General features: G+C 67.2%; 11 protein-coding genes and 1 pseudogene. 6 read left to right on the top strand and 6 right to left on the bottom strand.

Annotation, left to right across the window (positions count from 1 at the left end):
* Positions 1-3 precede the first annotated feature (3 nt).
* Positions 4-2,289 carry an NADP-dependent malic enzyme gene (locus tag ACFOOR_RS07340; RefSeq protein ID WP_343164896.1) on the bottom strand — a complete coding sequence of 762 codons (2,286 nt, stop codon included), beginning with the start codon at positions 2,287-2,289 and terminating at the stop codon, positions 4-6.
* A gap of 128 nt (positions 2,290-2,417) precedes the next feature.
* Here ACFOOR_RS07340 and mutS point away from each other — a divergent pair, with 128 nt between their 5' ends.
* The 4 genes from mutS to ACFOOR_RS07320 all read left to right on the top strand — a co-directional run bounded on the left by mutS (position 2,418) and on the right by ACFOOR_RS07320 (position 8,503).
* Positions 2,418-5,096, top strand: coding sequence for a DNA mismatch repair protein MutS (gene mutS / locus ACFOOR_RS07335; RefSeq protein WP_343164897.1), 2,679 nt, complete (start codon positions 2,418-2,420; stop codon positions 5,094-5,096).
* 82 nt (positions 5,097-5,178) lie between these two features.
* On the top strand, positions 5,179-6,090 hold the full coding sequence (locus ACFOOR_RS07330) for an MBL fold metallo-hydrolase (RefSeq protein ID WP_343164898.1): 912 nt from the start codon (positions 5,179-5,181) through the stop codon (positions 6,088-6,090).
* An 84-nt stretch (positions 6,091-6,174) separates the two neighbouring features.
* The gene (locus ACFOOR_RS07325; RefSeq protein WP_343164899.1) at positions 6,175-6,363 is read left to right on the top strand and encodes a hypothetical protein; all 189 of its coding nucleotides are present in this window, start codon (positions 6,175-6,177) and stop codon (positions 6,361-6,363) included.
* Between the two features lie 106 nt (positions 6,364-6,469).
* Positions 6,470-8,503: an alpha/beta hydrolase family protein gene (locus tag ACFOOR_RS07320; protein ID WP_343164900.1), complete on the top strand. Its 2,034-nt coding sequence runs from the start codon at positions 6,470-6,472 to the stop codon at positions 8,501-8,503.
* Here the strand turns inward: ACFOOR_RS07320 and ACFOOR_RS07315 are convergent.
* The gene (locus ACFOOR_RS07315) at positions 8,500-9,243 is read right to left on the bottom strand and encodes a HesA/MoeB/ThiF family protein (protein WP_343164901.1); all 744 of its coding nucleotides are present in this window, start codon (positions 9,241-9,243) and stop codon (positions 8,500-8,502) included. The two genes, ACFOOR_RS07320 and ACFOOR_RS07315, sit on opposite strands and share 4 nt — an antisense overlap.
* 105 nt (positions 9,244-9,348) lie before the next feature.
* Here ACFOOR_RS07315 and ACFOOR_RS07310 point away from each other — a divergent pair, with 105 nt between their 5' ends.
* Together ACFOOR_RS07310 and ACFOOR_RS07305 are read left to right on the top strand one after the other, a co-directional pair.
* On the top strand, positions 9,349-9,786 hold the full coding sequence (locus ACFOOR_RS07310) for a hypothetical protein (RefSeq protein ID WP_343164902.1): 438 nt from the start codon (positions 9,349-9,351) through the stop codon (positions 9,784-9,786).
* 32 nt (positions 9,787-9,818) lie between these two features.
* Entirely contained in the window at positions 9,819-11,105 is a 1,287-nt protein-coding gene (locus ACFOOR_RS07305; RefSeq protein ID WP_343164903.1) for an ATP-dependent DNA helicase, read from the top strand.
* A 7-nt stretch (positions 11,106-11,112) separates the two neighbouring features.
* On the opposite strand, the gene dut is transcribed toward ACFOOR_RS07305, so the two are convergent.
* The 4 genes and pseudogenes from dut to ubiB all read right to left on the bottom strand — a co-directional run bounded on the left by dut (position 11,113) and on the right by ubiB (position 15,008).
* Positions 11,113-11,604: a dUTP diphosphatase gene (dut, locus tag ACFOOR_RS07300; RefSeq protein ID WP_343164969.1), complete on the bottom strand. Its 492-nt coding sequence runs from the start codon at positions 11,602-11,604 to the stop codon at positions 11,113-11,115.
* Between the two features lie 52 nt (positions 11,605-11,656).
* Complete coding sequence (locus ACFOOR_RS07295) at positions 11,657-12,103, bottom strand: hypothetical protein (protein WP_343164904.1); 447 nt, start codon at positions 12,101-12,103, stop codon at positions 11,657-11,659.
* A 68-nt stretch (positions 12,104-12,171) separates the two neighbouring features.
* A pseudogene (coaBC, locus tag ACFOOR_RS07290) lies at positions 12,172-13,379 on the bottom strand (bifunctional phosphopantothenoylcysteine decarboxylase/phosphopantothenate--cysteine ligase CoaBC).
* A gap of 57 nt (positions 13,380-13,436) precedes the next feature.
* Positions 13,437-15,008 (bottom strand): 2-polyprenylphenol 6-hydroxylase, encoded by a 1,572-nt coding sequence (ubiB, locus tag ACFOOR_RS07285; protein WP_343164905.1) that lies wholly within the window; start codon positions 15,006-15,008, stop codon positions 13,437-13,439.
* Between the last annotated feature and the right edge of the window lies 1 nt (position 15,009).

Raw genomic sequence — 15,009 nt, 5'->3', positions numbered from 1 at the left:
CGCCTATTCCGCGGCTTCGTCCTCGGCCACCGGGCTGAAATCGTAGGCGGCGAGGGCGGCAAGGGTGACGATTTCCGACACCGTGGCGCCGAGACGGGCGATCTGCGCCGGCTTTTCGGTGCCGAGCAGCATCGGCCCCAGCACGGTCGCGCCGCCGCCGGCCCGAAGGAGCTTGGTGGCTATCGAGGCCGAGTGGAAGGCCGGCATGATCAGTACGTTGGCGGGCTTGGTCAGGCGCGAGAAGGGGTAGAGGACGCGGTGGCCCGGATCGAGGGCGACGTCGGCGGCCATCTCGCCTTCATACTCGAAATCGACGCCGCGCATGTCGAGCAGTTTCACCGCGGTCTGGATCTTCTCCGAACGCTGCCCGGCGGGATTGCCGAAGGTCGAGTAGGACAGGAAGGCGACGCGCGGGTCGAAGCCCATCTGGCGCACGGCCAGCGCCGCCTCGCAGGCGATGTCGGCGAGCTGTTCGGGTTCCGGGAATTCGGTGACATTGGTGTCGGCGATGAAGAGGGTGCGGTTGCGCGTCAGCGCGATCGACATGCCGATGACCCGGCGGCCTTCCGCCGGGGCCAGCACCGAGAGCACGTCTTTCAGCGCGGCGTCGTAATTGCGCGTGACGCCGGTGACCATGCCGTCGGCATCGCCAAGCTTGACCATGCAGGCGGAAAAGACGTTGCGGTCATTGTTCACCAGCCGCTGGACGTCGCGTTTCAGATAGCCGCCGCGCTGCAGGCGGGCATAGAGATAGTCGGTATAATGCCGGTTGCGGGTCGACAGGCGGGCATTGACGATCCTGAGGCTGTCTTCCGGCACGCCGACAAGGCGCATGTTCGCCTTGGTCTGTTCCTCGCGGCCGACCAGGACGGCCTCGCCCAATTCCTGGTTCTGGAAGGCGTAGGCGGCGCGGATCACGGACGGCTCCTCGCCCTCGGCGAAGACGATGCGCTTGCCCTTGCCGCTGACCGCGCCCTGGATGCGCTGCAAAAGCGCGGCGGTCGGGTCGAGCCGGCGGGCGAGCGCGGCGCGGTAGCCGCCCATGTCGGACACCGGCTTGCGCGCCACACCGCTGTCGACGGCTGCCTTGGCGACGTGCGGCGGCACCCAGGAGATCAGGCGCGGATCGAAGGGCGAGGGGATGATGTAGTCCTTGCCGAAGCTGGGGCGCTGGCCGTGATAGGCCGCCGACACCTCGTCGGGTACATCCTCGCGCGCCAGCGCGGCGAGCGCATTGGCGGCGGCGATCTTCATGTCTTCGTTGATCGTGCGGGCTCGCACGTCGAGTGCGCCGCGGAAGATGTAGGGGAAGCCGAGGACGTTGTTGACCTGGTTGGGATAGTCCGACCGCCCGGTGGCGATGATCGCGTCATTGCGGACCTTGCGCACGGCCTCGGGCCGGATTTCCGGATCGGGATTGGCCATCGCGAAGATGATCGGCTGGCTGGCCATGGAGCGGACCATGGCCTCGTCGACCGCGCCGGCGATCGACAGGCCGAGGAAGCAGTCCGCGCCTTCCATCGCCTCGGCCAGCGAGCGGGCCTTGGTTGGGGCGGCGTGGGCGGCCTTCCACTGATTCATGCCGTCCTCGCGGCCCTGGAAGATCGTGCCTTTCGAGTCGCACAATATGGCGTTCTCGGCGCGCACGCCCATGGCCTTGAGGAGTTCGAGCACGGCGATGCCGGCGGCGCCGGCGCCATTGACCACCACTTTCAGGTCAGCGATGTCGCGCCCGGTGATCTCGCAGGCATTGATGATGCCGGCGGCGGAGATGATCGCCGTGCCATGCTGGTCGTCATGGAAGACCGGAATGTCGAGCCGTTCGCGCAGCGCCTGCTCGATGATGAAGCAGTCCGGCCCCTTGATGTCCTCGAGATTGATGCCGCCGAAGGAATTGCCGAAGCGGGCGACGCATTCGACGAAGGCGTCCGGGTCGCGTTCCTCGATCTCGATATCGATGGCGTCGACATCGGCGAAGCGCTTGAACAGCACCGCCTTGCCTTCCATCACCGGCTTCGAGGCGGCGGGGCCGAGATCGCCGAGGCCGAGAATGGCGGTGCCGTTCGAGACGACGGCGACCATGTTGCCCTTCGAGGTGTAGTCGTAGACCTTGTCCGGGTCCTCGGCGATCGCCTTCACGGGCGCGGCGACACCCGGCGAATAGGCCAGCGACAGGTCGCGCTGGGTGGCCATCGGCTTGGTCGCCATCATGCCCAGCTTTCCGGGCACCGGGTCCTTGTGAAAGGCGAGGGCTTCGTTGTCGTCGACGGGGGAAGTGCGGTCGGCCATGGGGGCTGGCGTCCTCAGGTCTGGCAGGTCTGATTTGTCTGTCCCGTCGAGCCTAGCCGGGACGCGCCAAAGCACAAGCGTTTCGCCTGCTTGCGCCTACCGCGAATCCCCGCCAGTTTCGCCCCCACATGTCCGCCGAAGACCTCAAAGACCGACGCTTCCCGACCCAGGACGGGGCCAGCCCGATGATGGCGCAATTCCTCACCCTGCGTGAGGAAGCACCGCGCGATGCGCTGCTGTTCTACCGGATGGGGGATTTCTACGAGCTGTTCTTCGATGACGCGGCGCGGGCGGCGGCCGCGCTGGACATTGCGCTCACGAAACGCGGCGAGCACCAGGGCGAGCCGATCCCGATGTGTGGCGTGCCGGCGGCGACGGCGGAAGCCTATCTGGCGCGGCTGATCCGGGCGGGCTTCAAGGTCGCGATCGGCGAGCAGACCGAGGATCCCAGGGAAGCGAAGAAGCGCGGCTCGAAATCCGTTGTCGAGCGCCAGATCGTCCGCGTGGTGACGCCGGGCACGCTGACCGAGGACACGCTGCTGGAGGCGCGTTCAGCGAACCGGATCGCGGCGCTTTGTGTCACGGCGGCGGGCGACCATGCGCTCGCCTGGGCGGAGGTTTCGACCGGGGAGTTCGCTGCCGCGCCCTCGACACCTGCGACGCTGGCGGCCGACCTTGCGGCAATCGACCCGGTCGAAATCCTGGTCGAGGACACGCGCTATGGCGAGGCCGGGCTGCTGGGATCGCGGGCGCGGATCACGGGTCTCGCGAAGGCGAAATACGACCGCGCCTCGGGCGAGCGCCGGCTGAAATCGCGCTTCGGGGTCCAAACGCTTGACGCTTTCGGTGACTTCACTGGCGCGGAAGTCTCGGCGCTCGGGGCGCTGCTCGACTATCTCGAACTGGCCCAGGCCGGGTCGCCCGCGCGGCTCGCCCCGCCGAAGCGGCAGGCGGCGCAGTCGGTCATGGCGATCGACCCGGCGACGCGGGCGAGCCTCGAGATCGAGCGCACGCTGCAGGGCCACCGCAAGGGCTCCCTGCTCGACGCGGTCGACCGCACGGTGACGGCACCGGGCGCGCGCCTGCTGGCGGCGCGGATCGGACGGCCTTCGACCGAGCGTGCGGAGATCGAGGCGCGGCTTGATGCCGTCGCCGCTCTCCATGGCGACCGCGCACAGCGCGAGACGATAAGATCGCGGCTCAAGGCGGCGGGTGATCCCGAGCGCGCGCTGACACGGCTTCTGCTGGGGCGCGGCGGACCGCGCGATCTCGCCGCCCTGGCCTGCGCCCTGCGCGAAGGCGAGGCGCTCGCCGCGGAATTGTCGCAGCGGCCGACTGGCCTGCTGCCCAGCCGTCTGGCCGATGCGGCCGCGGCGCTCGACCTGACACCGCGTCAGGAACTGGCGAAGCTCGTTGCGGATCTCGAAACCGCGCTGAGCGAAGAGCCGGGCCTGATGGCGCGCGATGGCGGCTTCATCGCACCGGGCTGGGACGGGGCGCTCGACGAGGCCCGCGCGCTGCGCGATGAGAGCCGCAAGGTGATCGCCGGGCTGCAGGCGCGATATGCCGAGGCCACGGGCATCTCGTCGCTGAAGGTGAAGCACAACAATGTGCTGGGCTATTTCGTCGAGGTGAATGCGAAGCATGGCGAGACGCTGATCGGCACCGAGCCTTTCATCCACCGCCAGACCATGGCCAATGCGGTGCGTTTCTCCACGACCGAGCTTGCGGAAATCGAGGCGCGGATTGCCGGGGCGGCCGAGCGCGCGCTCGGCCTCGAACTCGAACATTTCGAACGCTTCCGCGGACGGGTCGAGACCGAGGCCGAGGCGATCCGCACCGCAGCGCAGGCGCTGGCCAGCCTCGACGTCGCGGCGGGGCTTGCCGAATGGGCCGAGGATTGCGGCGCGACACGCCCGGTCTTGCGCGACACGCCGGTCTTCAGGATCGAGGGCGGGCGGCATCCGGTCGTCGAAGCGGCCCTGAAAAAGGCCGGCGACAGCCCGTTCACGCCGAATGGCTGCAGGCTTGACGGCGCGGGAGCCGAGGGGCCGCGCCTGACCTTCGTGACCGGGCCGAACATGGCCGGTAAATCCACCTATCTGCGGCAGAATGCGCTGATCCTGGTGCTGGCGCAGGCGGGCAGTTTCGTGCCGGCGGCAAAGGCCGAGATCGGCCTGGCGGACCGGCTCTATTCGCGGGTCGGGGCAGCGGACGATCTGGCGCGCGGGCGCTCGACCTTCATGGCGGAAATGATCGAGGCGGCGGCCATCCTCAACCAGGCGACGGCGCACAGCTTCGTCATTCTCGACGAGATCGGCCGCGGCACGGCGACGTTCGACGGCCTGTCCATCGCCTGGGCGACGGCGGAGCACCTTCATGCCGTAAACCAGTGCCGGGCCCTGTTCGCCACGCATTATCACGAGCTGACGCGGCTGGCCGACGATCTCGACGCGGCCGGGAATGTCTCGCTGAAGGCGAGGGAGTGGAAGGGCGAGCTGGTCTTCCTGCACACGGTCGCGCCGGGCGCCGCAGACCGGTCCTACGGGATCGAGGTGGCGCGGCGGGCCGGCTATCCGCCGGCGGCGCTTGATCGGGCGAAGACGATCCTTGAACGGCTGGAGGCCGACAATCATCCGTCTGCACGGCTCGACGACCTACCGCTGTTCACGGCCATGCCGGCACCCGCTCCGGCGAAGCCGAGTGCGGTCGAAGAACGGCTCAATGCCATCGATGCCGACAGTCTGACGCCGCGCGAGGCGCTCGACGTGATCTATGCGCTGAAAGCGCTGTCCGGGAAAACGTGACCGCCAGAATTTGACCCCGGGGGCGGGACAAACCACCCGCCGGCCCTATATGCTTTCGCAACACCCAAAGGGGAGGGAATCCATGCGTCACCTCATTCTCGCCACGGCGCTCGCCACCGCGACCGTCTCCGCGTCATTCGCCCAGGAGGCGCCTCAGCTGACCTTCACGGCGACGGAACTCAATGGCGGCATCGTGATGCTGGACACGGGCATGGCCGGAAACCTGGCGGTCCTGCCGGGACCGGACGGCGTGCTGCTGGTCGACGACCAGCTGCCGGGCACGGGTCCGCAGGTCGAAGCCGCGATTGCCGGGCATGCCGAGGAGGGCGTACCGCGCTTCATCCTCAACACGCACTGGCATGGCGATCACACCGGCTCGAATGCGCATTTCGCGGCGCAAGGCACGACGGTCGTCGCGCATGACAATATCCGGGTGCGTCTGGCGGCGTCCGAGGATGAATGGACGCAGGACCCGAATGTTCTGCCGCTCCTGACCTTCGGGCAGGACATCACCTTCCACATGAACGGGCAGACGATCGAAGTCACCCACGTGCCGAACGCGCATACGGACGGGGATGCCTTCGCGTATTTCCGCGAGGCGGATGTGCTGCACATGGGCGATGTGATGTTCAACCAGCGCTTCCCCTTCATCGACCTGACGGCCGGAGGGTCGGTCGACGGCTATCTCGCCGCGATGGAGCGCGCGCTGGAAATCGCCGGTCCCGACACGCAGATCATCCCCGGTCACGGCCCCCTGGCGACGCGGCAGGACGTGGAGAATTCCATCGCCATGCTGAGAACTGCCCGCGAACTGGTCCGCACCGAGGTCGAGGCCGAACTGACACTGGAAGAGGTTCTCGCCGCCGACCCGCTCGCGGGTCTGACCGAGGCCTGGAGCTGGCGCTTCATCTGCACGCCGCGCATGACGGCGATCCTTTATTACGACCTGACCGGTGCCGCCGAACGCTGGCCGGCCGACATGCGCTGTGGCTAGGCTTCACGGTTCCGCGATTTCCGTAACCGCGAATTCATCCGCTCCCCATCGCCCCGTCATCCCGGCGGGGCGATGGTTTCCGGCATGAATGACAACTCCTCGTCCGGACGAACCCGTTTCAGTGCCAATCATTTCGCAGGCGGCGTGGGCGGCGGGGGTCTGCTCTTCCTGATCCTGTCCCTGGCAACCGGCAATCCCGTGCTCGGCGTCCTGTTCGGCCTGCTTCCCGGTGTCGCCATCGGGTTGTGGCTGGCGCTGACCAGCCGGGACTGATCCATCCAAGATTGCGCTGGACGCCGGGCTGTCGCATTCTCTCCCTTCGCTGAGGGGGGATGCGATGCGATTGTTATTCTTGACGTTCTGTCTTTGGTTGGCGGGCATGGCCGTCGCGGCATCCCAGAGCCCGGACCCGGACGCAGCGTCCGACATCCTTGACCAGCTTCTCGCTGCCCCGGAATACTCGTCGCCGAAACTGTCACCCAGCGGACGATATCTCGCCTTCTACGCCCAGTCGCAGGAAGACGGGGAAGGCGATGTGCTAATCGTGCGCGATCTCGACGCTCCGGACGGGCCCGCGGACCGGAGGGCGAGTTTCGGCGAACTTGCCATTCTCGAAATCAACTGGGCGAATGAAGACCGGATCCTTGTGACCGTCGCGTCGCTGGGCGGAGTCGAAATCATTGGCCGGGCGATACGCTTCCCTGTCTCCCGGGTCATGTCGGTGCCGCGAGAGACCCTGACCAATGCGGTGGCCCTGTTCGACGACGAAGGCCGCAATGTCACGGGCAATCTGCGCAATCTTGACCTCAACAACATCACCGACCTTCTGCCCGACGACCCGGACCATATCCTGATGTCCGCCTGGCGGGGCCGGGCCCACCATCTCTGGCGTGTCAACGTGCACACCGGCCAGGCCGATGTCGCCGAACGCGGAAACAGCCGCACCGCAATGTGGTACACGGGACCGGACGGTCACGCCGTCATGCGCGTCGAAGTGTCCGCCCGCGGACGACGCGTCACTGTCTTCACGCGGGACCAGCCGCGTTCGCGCTGGCGGCGGGCTGCCTCCTACCGGATCAACGAATTGTCGGACCTCGCACCGGAATTCGAGTGGGCGGGCCTCTCTGACGATCCCAACATGATCTATGTCTACGGGCGGCCGGAAGGCGCGGGCCGGAACAATGTCTATCTTTACGACCTAGCCAGCGGCACCTATGCCGAAACCGTGGCGACCCACGAACGGGTCGATATCGACAGCACGCTCGTGCATCCTCGCACGCGGCGCTATGTCGGCCATGTCTATGTCGAGGACCGGCAGCATTTTGTCTTCGCCGATACGCGCCTTCAGCGGCATCTGACCGGAATCGAGGGCTTCTTCGGCGGCGAGGTTTCGGTCGTGCCGCTCGACCTGTCCGGAAATCGCATGACGCTCTACGTCTCCGGCCCGACGGAGCCAGGTGCCTACTATGTCTATGACACCGAGGCGCGCAGCATTGATCCGCTCTACCTGTCGCGCCCGGACATTCCGCTCGATGACCTCTCGCCAGTCGAGATCGTGCGCTACACAGCGCGCGACGGGCTGGAACTGACCGGCTATCTCACGCTGCCGGCCGGACGGTCCGGCGTGTCCGTTCCCCTCGTGGTCATGCCGCATGGCGGCCCCGAAATGCGGGACGTCTATGATTTCGATCCGGTGGCGCAATATCTCGCCTTCAATGGCTATGCCGTCTTCCAGCCGAATTTCCGCGGGTCATCGGGTTATGGCGACGCGTTTGCCGAGGCCGGATATCGTCAATGGGGCGGGGTGATGCAGGATGATGTCACCGACGGTGTCGAACACCTGGTCGCAACGGGACGGGCCGCGCGCGACCGGATCTGCATCATGGGGTTCAGCTATGGCGGTTATTCCGCCCTTGTCGGCGGAGCAATGGCGCCGGACGCCTACCAATGCGTCATCGCCAGCGCCGCGGCGACGGATCTGCCGGCCTTTGTCGAGGGGTGGCGGGACCGCGACGAGGATGCCTATGAATACTGGCGCGAGGTGATCGGCGATCCCGATTCCGACTCGGACCGGCTGCAACAGGTTTCTCCCGTCAATCTGGCCAGCGAATACCGCGTCCCGGTTCTGCTGTTCCACGGCGATGCGGACGAGATTGTGCCGGTCGAACAGTCCCGCTTGATGGCCATGGCGCTCGAGACTGCCGGAATGGAGTACCGCTATGACGAGCTTCCGGGCATCGGGCATTCCCTGACTCCCGGGGCCAATCTGCGCGAGCAGATGAACCGGTCGATCTGGCTGCTCAACCGCACCATCGGGCCGCAGCGTTTCGGGTCCGATCCTTTCGCCGATTGGGCAAACCTGTCCTCGAAAGACGACCGGGGTGAAGCGGCGGTGCCCGTCGAAGCTGATTAGCCCCGCCCGCAGCCCGGACAGGCCGGATCGCGGGCGAGTTTCAGCGTGCGCGCCTCGCCGCCCAGCCCGTCAAAGATCAGGAGGCGGCCGGCCAGCGTCTCGCCCGCACCGGTAATGTGCTTGATCGCCTCAAGCGCCATCAGCGAACCGATCACACCGGTCAGGGCGCCGACAATGCCGACCCGGGCGCAGGTTTCCGCGTCCGGGGGTATGGCTGGCACCAGGCAGCGATAGCAGGGCGCGTCCGGACCGGCGTTGAAGACGCCGACCTGCCCGTCCCAGCGGCCCACCGCGCCGGAAACGAGCGGGATGCCTTCCGCGAGGCAGGCGGCGTTGACGGCAAAGCGCGCCGCGAAATCGTCGGTTCCGTCGAGCACGAGGTCGTGCCCTGCGATCAGGTCCCGCGCATTGGCGGGCGTCAGCGCGACCTTTTTCGCGTCGATCGCGGTGCCGGGATTGAGCGCGGTCAGGGCGGCCTTCGCCCGCTCGACCTTGGGCTGGCCGACCTCGTCCGTGCGGTAGAGAATCTGGCGCTGGAGATTGTCGAGACTGACCGTGTCGGGGTCGGCGATCGTGAGATGACCGATACCGGCGGCGGCGAGATAGAGCGCCGCCGGCGCGCCGAGCCCGCCCGCCCCGGTGATGAAGATGCGGGCGCGGGCCAGGGCCTGCTGGCCGGGGCCGCCGATTTCCTTCAGCACGATGTGCCGGGCGAAGCGTTCGATATCGATGTCGCTCATCGCTGTCAGGGGTAACAGAGCCGATTTCCCCCCGCCACGGCTTTCATCTCCGGTTCAGGTCGGTGCATAAAGGCTGGGATGTGTACGCCAAGACGGGGGAGCGTCATGAAATTTCGCCATCTCATCCTGACCGCAGCCGCTGCCGGCCTGCTCGCAGCCTGCGCGACCACGGAAGGCTATCGCCAGCAGACGGCTCTGTTCGTCGGCGCGCATTCCGATGCGCTGCTGCTGGAATGGGGATCGCCGGTGGCCCAGGACCGCCTGTCGGACGGCAGCGAGGTCTGGACCTATTACCGCGAATTCGACCACTCGGCACCGGGCGGCAACCGGCCGGTGACGCGTACGCGAACGATCACTTACGAGGACGAGGACGGGAATGTACGGACCCGCACCGAGTCGTATACCGATTATGTCTACGAACCGCCGCGCTACTGGACGACGGAGTGCGAGACCCGCTTCATCATCGGGCGTGACGGGATCGTGCGCGATTTCCGCTTCGTCGGCGATGCCTGCGTGGCTGAGGAAATCGAGCCCTCCGCATAGCGCGCCGCGCCGATAGCGGGCAGGGTGCGGCCATGTCCGCACCCGCCACACGACCCGATTCGCGAACCGATGCCGCCCTTGACCTTCTGGTCCGCGGGCGCGCGCACATTTTCCTGACCGGAAGGGCCGGTACAGGCAAGACGACGTTGGTGCGCCGTTTCATGGACCAGGCCGGCGAGGATGCGGCGATCGTCGCGCCGACCGGCGTAGCCGCCATGAATGCCGGCGGGCAGACCATCCACTCCTTCTTTCGCCTGCCGCCGCGGCTGATCTCGCCCGGCGATGTGAAGCGGCTGCGCCATGCCAAGGTCATAAGGGCGCTGAAGACGCTGGTGATCGACGAGATCTCGATGGTGCGCGCCGACCTGATGTCGGCGATCGATCTGTCGCTGCGGCTCAATCGCGGGATCGACGAACCCTTCGGCGGTGTCCGCATCATCGCCGTCGGCGATCTGGCCCAGCTGCCGCCGGTGGTGCAGGGCGAGGTGGCGCAATATCTCGACGAGGAATTCGGCGGGCCCTTCTTCTTCAACTCGCCCGCCTTCGCCGATGCCGGCTTTCTGCGGCTCGAACTCGATACGGTGTTCCGCCAGGACGATCCCGATTTCATCGACATTCTCTCCGGCGTGCGCGATGCCGATCTGACGCAGTCGCAGGCCGCGCGCCTCAATGAGCGGGTGACGCAGGCGACCGGCTTTGATGCCAGCGCGACCCATGTCGTGCTGACGCCGACCAATGAGCAGGCCTTCCGCATCAATGCGCAGCGCCTCGCTGCCCTGCCGGGACGGGAAACGGCCTTTGACGGGGCGGTGAAGGGCGAGTTCGATCCGCGCCTTTTCCCGACCGAATCGCCGCTGCTGCTGAAGCCGGGCGCGCGGGTGATGATGATCCGCAACGATCCCGGCGGGCGTTTCGTCAACGGCACGCTGGGAGAGGTCGACAGCGTTGAAGGCGGCGCCGTGCGGGTGCGTATCGGGACGGAGATCGTGCGGGTCGACCCGGTCGACTGGGAGCGGGTCAAATACGTCTATGACGAGAAGGAAAAGGCGATCGGCCAGGAAGTGATCGGCGCCTTCAAGCAACTGCCGCTGCGCCTCGCATGGGCGATGACGGTGCACAAGTCGCAGGGGCTGACGCTCGACAAGCTCTATGTCGACATGGGGCGCGGCATGTTTGCCCACGGCCAGGCCTATGTCGCACTGTCCCGCGCGCGGGCGCTCGACGGGCTGTGGCTGTCGCGGGCGCTCAGGCCGTCGGACCTGGTGCGCGATCCGCGTGTCGACGGCATCCGGTCCGTCACGCACGACGCGCCGATCTGATCCGAAATCAGACCCCCGTCGAGCCGAAGCCGCCCGTACCGCGCGCGGTCTCGTCGAGACTGTCGCGGACGTCCCAGTCGACCTGCGTGAATTGCGCAATCACCATCTGCGCGATGCGTTCGCCGCGCTGGACGACGAAGGGCTCAGGCCCGTGATTGATCAGATTGACGCGGATCTCGCCGCGATAGTCGGCATCGACCGTGCCCGGCGTGTTGAGGCAGGTGACGCCCTTCTTGGCGGCGAGGCCGGAGCGGGGGCGCACTTGCGCCTCATAACCGTCCGGCAGGGCAATGGAGAGGCCGGTCGGGATCATCCGCCATTCGCCGGGCGGGATGGTGACTGGCTCATCGGCCGGAACGGCGGCGGGCAGGTCGAGCCCGGCGCTGCCCGATGTCTGGTATTTCGGCAGGTCGAGCCCGTCGAAATGCGGCAGCGGCTTTACGGGCAGGGTCAGCGGCACGGGAATCACCCCCTCGGAAAACGGAACGCCCGCCTGCATAGCGCGCAAGCGGGGCGTGTCCAATCGTCCGGATGTCAGACCGGGGCGGGGGTCAGCCCTCCTGATTGACCATCGCGGTGTAGTATTCGAGGCGTTCGGCCGCGAGCGCGCGTTCCTCGGCGGTCAGGCGCCCTTCGATGATGCGGACGCGGAATTGCTGGTCGACGATTTCAAGCAGCGTCATCGTGCGCGCCTCGCCTTCCCCGGCAATGACGTAGAGCGGGTAACCATCGAGCAGGATCTCGTAGTCGTTCGGGGCCGGAACCGCACTGGTGCGCAGGCAAACCACGGATTCGACTGCCATGCCGGCCGGCAAGTTGAGATGGAATTGTCCGGCGTCGGCGGTGCGTTCGATCAGCGTCCGGCCCATCAGTTGGGTGCGCTCTGCCCCGCCCTGCGATACGGCGTGACAGACAATCTCGGTTTCCGGGCCCTGGGCCAGGGCCGGCGCGCCGGTCAGGACCAGCCCAGCCAGCAGCGGAAGCGCAATCGCTTTCATGGATGATTCCCCTTCTTCTTCGTTCCCGCACAACATTACGCCGGCGTCATGAATCTGCCCACACACGCTTATGTGATCGCGGCTCCGGCGGCCCAATTCCCGATCGCGTCGGCAAGACGGTCTGCGATACGGTCCTTGCCGGCCCGGGGCCATTCGGCTTCCCATTCGGGTGTGATCAAGGTGGCGGCATTCTCGGCGCCGCCCATCGCGTCGCCCGACACGTCATTGGCGACGATCCAGTCGCAGCCCTTGCGAACGCGCTTGGCGCGGGCGCGGTCGAGTAGGTCGTGGGTCTCGGCGGCAAAGCCGATGACGAGGCGCGGGCGCCGGTTCGGGGGCAGGGCGGCGACGGCTTTGAGGATGTCGGGATTCTCAACCAGTTCGAGCGTTGGCGCTGCCGCGGACTTTTCGGATTTGCGGGGGGCGGCGTGTTTCGGCCGCCAGTCGGCCACCGCCGCGACCGCGATGAAGATGTCGGCGGGCAGGGCGGCCTCGACCGCGGCCAGCATGTCGCGCGCGGTCTCGACATCGATCCGCAGCGCGCCCGCGGGACAGGCCAGGCAGGTCGGGCCGGAGACGAGGGTCACGTCGGCCCCGGCCTGAGCCAGCGCGGCGGCGATGGCGTATCCCTGCTTCCCGCTCGAGCGGTTGGACAGGAAGCGGACCGGGTCGATCGGCTCGATCGTCGGCCCGGCGGTGATGACAATGCGCAGGCCGGACAGGCTCATGCGGACTGCCGCGACAGCCGGCTTTCGATGGCATCGGCGATCCTGACAGGTTCCGCCATGCGTCCCGGCCCGAATTCGCCGCAGGCCATATCGCCCTCGTCCGGGCCGATCAATTCGATGCCATCGGCTTGCAATTGCGCCACATTCCGTTGAACGGCCGCATGCTGCCACATCCTGACATTCATCGCCGGCGCCAGCAGCACCGGTTTGTCCGTCGCCAGCAGCGCGGTGGAGGCAAGGTCATTGGCGAGGCCGCCGGCCAGCTTGCCGATCAGGTCGGCGGTGGCCGGCGCGACGACGACGAGATCAGCCGAGCGCGACAGTTCGATATGGCCCATCTCGGCTTCATGGGTGAGCGAGAAGAGGTCGGTATAGACCTTGTCCTTCGTCAGCGCGGCAAGGGAAAGCGGGGTGACGAATTGTTCGCCGGCGCGGGTCAGGATGGCCCGCGTTGCGATGCCGCGCCGCGCCAGCTCGCGCACGAGTTCGAGGGATTTGTAGGCGGCGATGCCGCCGCCGACGATCAACAGGATGCGTTTGGCGCTCATGAATGTCTCCCGTCCGTCTGTCCTAGCGGTTTTCCGCGTCCGCGTGAACGGGACGGTCTACAGCGCGGAGGTGACGACCCAGGCTGCCGCCGCGCCGGCGGCCGCTGCAGCAAGGACGACGCCGAGCCAGCGCCAGACGCGGCCTTCGCGGCGGCGGGCATCGATCCGGTCCAGCGTTTCCGGGGCGAGGCTGACTTCACCCGCGCGCAGACGGGCACCCGCTTCGGCCCAGTCGTCGAGCGCCTGGGGCAGTTTGCGGACGGCGGCGTGCAGGTCGCGAAGTTCTTCCAATGTGTCCTGAATCATGCCTTCGGGACCCAGTTCGCGCTTCATCCAGGTTTCGACCACGGGGGCGGCGGCGGCCCACATGTTGTGACGCGGGTCGAGCGCCCGGGCGACGCCTTCGGCCTGGACCATCGTCTTCTGCAGCAGGACGAGCTCGGGGCGCAGGCGCATGTCGAACAGATCGGTGATCTCGAACAGCTGCAGGAGGACGCGGCTCATCGGCACTTCGTCGGCACGCTTGCCGAAGATCGGTTCGCCGACGGCGCGCAGCGCGGCGGCGAAATCATCGACCGAATGGCGCGCGGGAACATAGCCGGCGGCGAAATGGGCCTCGGCGGCTCGCTTGTAGTCACGGGTCAGGAAGCCGTGGAGGATCAAGGCGAGGAAACGGCGCTCGGCGCGCCCTATCCGCCCGACAATGCCGAAATCGACCGCCCAGAGATGACCGTCCGTGTCGGCGAAGAGGTTGCCGGCATGCATGTCGGCGTGAAACACGCCGCGGTCCATGGCGCAGGTCAGGAAGGCGCGGGTCAGCGAGGTGGCCAGTTTCGGCCGGTCGATGCCCGCCGCCGCGATCGCGTCGATGTCGGTCAGCGGGATGGCATCGACCCAGCTGGTCGTGAGGACGCGCTTCGCGCTGCGGTCCCAATGCACGTCGGGAATGAAGAAATCATCGGCCGGCGCCGCGGCCTCGGCCAGCTCGCTGGCCGAGGCGCCCTCGAGGCGGAGATCCATCTCCATTTCGGTGGCCCGGGCGACGGTTTCGACGAATTTCACCGGTTCGAGACGGCGCGAGGCCGGGAAAAGGGATTCGACCAGTTTCGCGCCAAGCCGCATGGCGGCGATGTCATGCGCGAGACGCTGCTCGATGCCGGGGCGCAAGACCTTGACGGCGACCGTGTCGCCATCGGTCGTGACCGCCTTGTGGACCTGCGCAATGGACGCGGCCGCGATGGCCGGTCCGAATTCAGCAAACAGCGCGTCCAGAGGACGACCGAGTTCGGTCTCGACGGTTTTCACCGCCTTGGCGTGATCGAAGGGCGGCATCCGGTCCTGCAGCCGTGACAGACCGCGCGCGAAGCGCTCGCCGACGACGTCTCCGCGCGTGGCGAGGACCTGGCCGAACTTGACGTAGGACGGGCCGAGGCTTTCCAGCGCCCGGGCCAGGCGCTCGCCGGGATTGTCGGCGCGGTCGCGGCGCGCGATCAGCCGCAGGCCGCGCGACAGGATGCGCGCCGCGGCGGGCAGCTTCTCCTGATATTCGGCGGGCAGAATCGCGTCATGACGCGCCAGCGTCACGGCGGCGCGGGTCAGGCGGGCGAGGTGGGCGATCGTCGCGAACATC

The organism is Hyphobacterium vulgare, assembly GCF_042643335.1.
Taxonomy (GTDB): Bacteria; Pseudomonadota; Alphaproteobacteria; order Caulobacterales; family Maricaulaceae; genus Hyphobacterium; species Hyphobacterium vulgare.
This window is presented reverse-complemented; position numbering and strand designations above follow the sequence as displayed.

What these genes read in the sequence shown, in the direction of transcription:
- ACFOOR_RS07320 (WP_343164900.1), top strand. Translation starts at nt 6,470, where the DNA reads ATGGCCGTCGCGGCATCCCAGAGCCCGGACCCGGACGCAGCGTCCGAC.
- ACFOOR_RS07315 (WP_343164901.1), bottom strand. Translation starts at nt 9,243, where the DNA reads ATGAGCGACATCGATATCGAACGCTTCGCCCGGCACATCGTGCTGAAG.
- ACFOOR_RS07340 (WP_343164896.1), bottom strand. Translation starts at nt 2,289, where the DNA reads ATGGCCGACCGCACTTCCCCCGTCGACGACAACGAAGCCCTCGCCTTT.
- ACFOOR_RS07325 (WP_343164899.1), top strand. Translation starts at nt 6,175, where the DNA reads ATGAATGACAACTCCTCGTCCGGACGAACCCGTTTCAGTGCCAATCAT.
- mutS (WP_343164897.1), top strand. Translation starts at nt 2,418, where the DNA reads ATGTCCGCCGAAGACCTCAAAGACCGACGCTTCCCGACCCAGGACGGG.
- ACFOOR_RS07295 (WP_343164904.1), bottom strand. Translation starts at nt 12,103, where the DNA reads ATGAAAGCGATTGCGCTTCCGCTGCTGGCTGGGCTGGTCCTGACCGGC.
- ubiB (WP_343164905.1), bottom strand. Translation starts at nt 15,008, where the DNA reads ATGTTCGCGACGATCGCCCACCTCGCCCGCCTGACCCGCGCCGCCGTG.
- ACFOOR_RS07310 (WP_343164902.1), top strand. Translation starts at nt 9,349, where the DNA reads ATGAAATTTCGCCATCTCATCCTGACCGCAGCCGCTGCCGGCCTGCTC.
- ACFOOR_RS07330 (WP_343164898.1), top strand. Translation starts at nt 5,179, where the DNA reads ATGCGTCACCTCATTCTCGCCACGGCGCTCGCCACCGCGACCGTCTCC.
- dut (WP_343164969.1), bottom strand. Translation starts at nt 11,604, where the DNA reads ATGCAGGCGGGCGTTCCGTTTTCCGAGGGGGTGATTCCCGTGCCGCTG.
- ACFOOR_RS07305 (WP_343164903.1), top strand. Translation starts at nt 9,819, where the DNA reads ATGTCCGCACCCGCCACACGACCCGATTCGCGAACCGATGCCGCCCTT.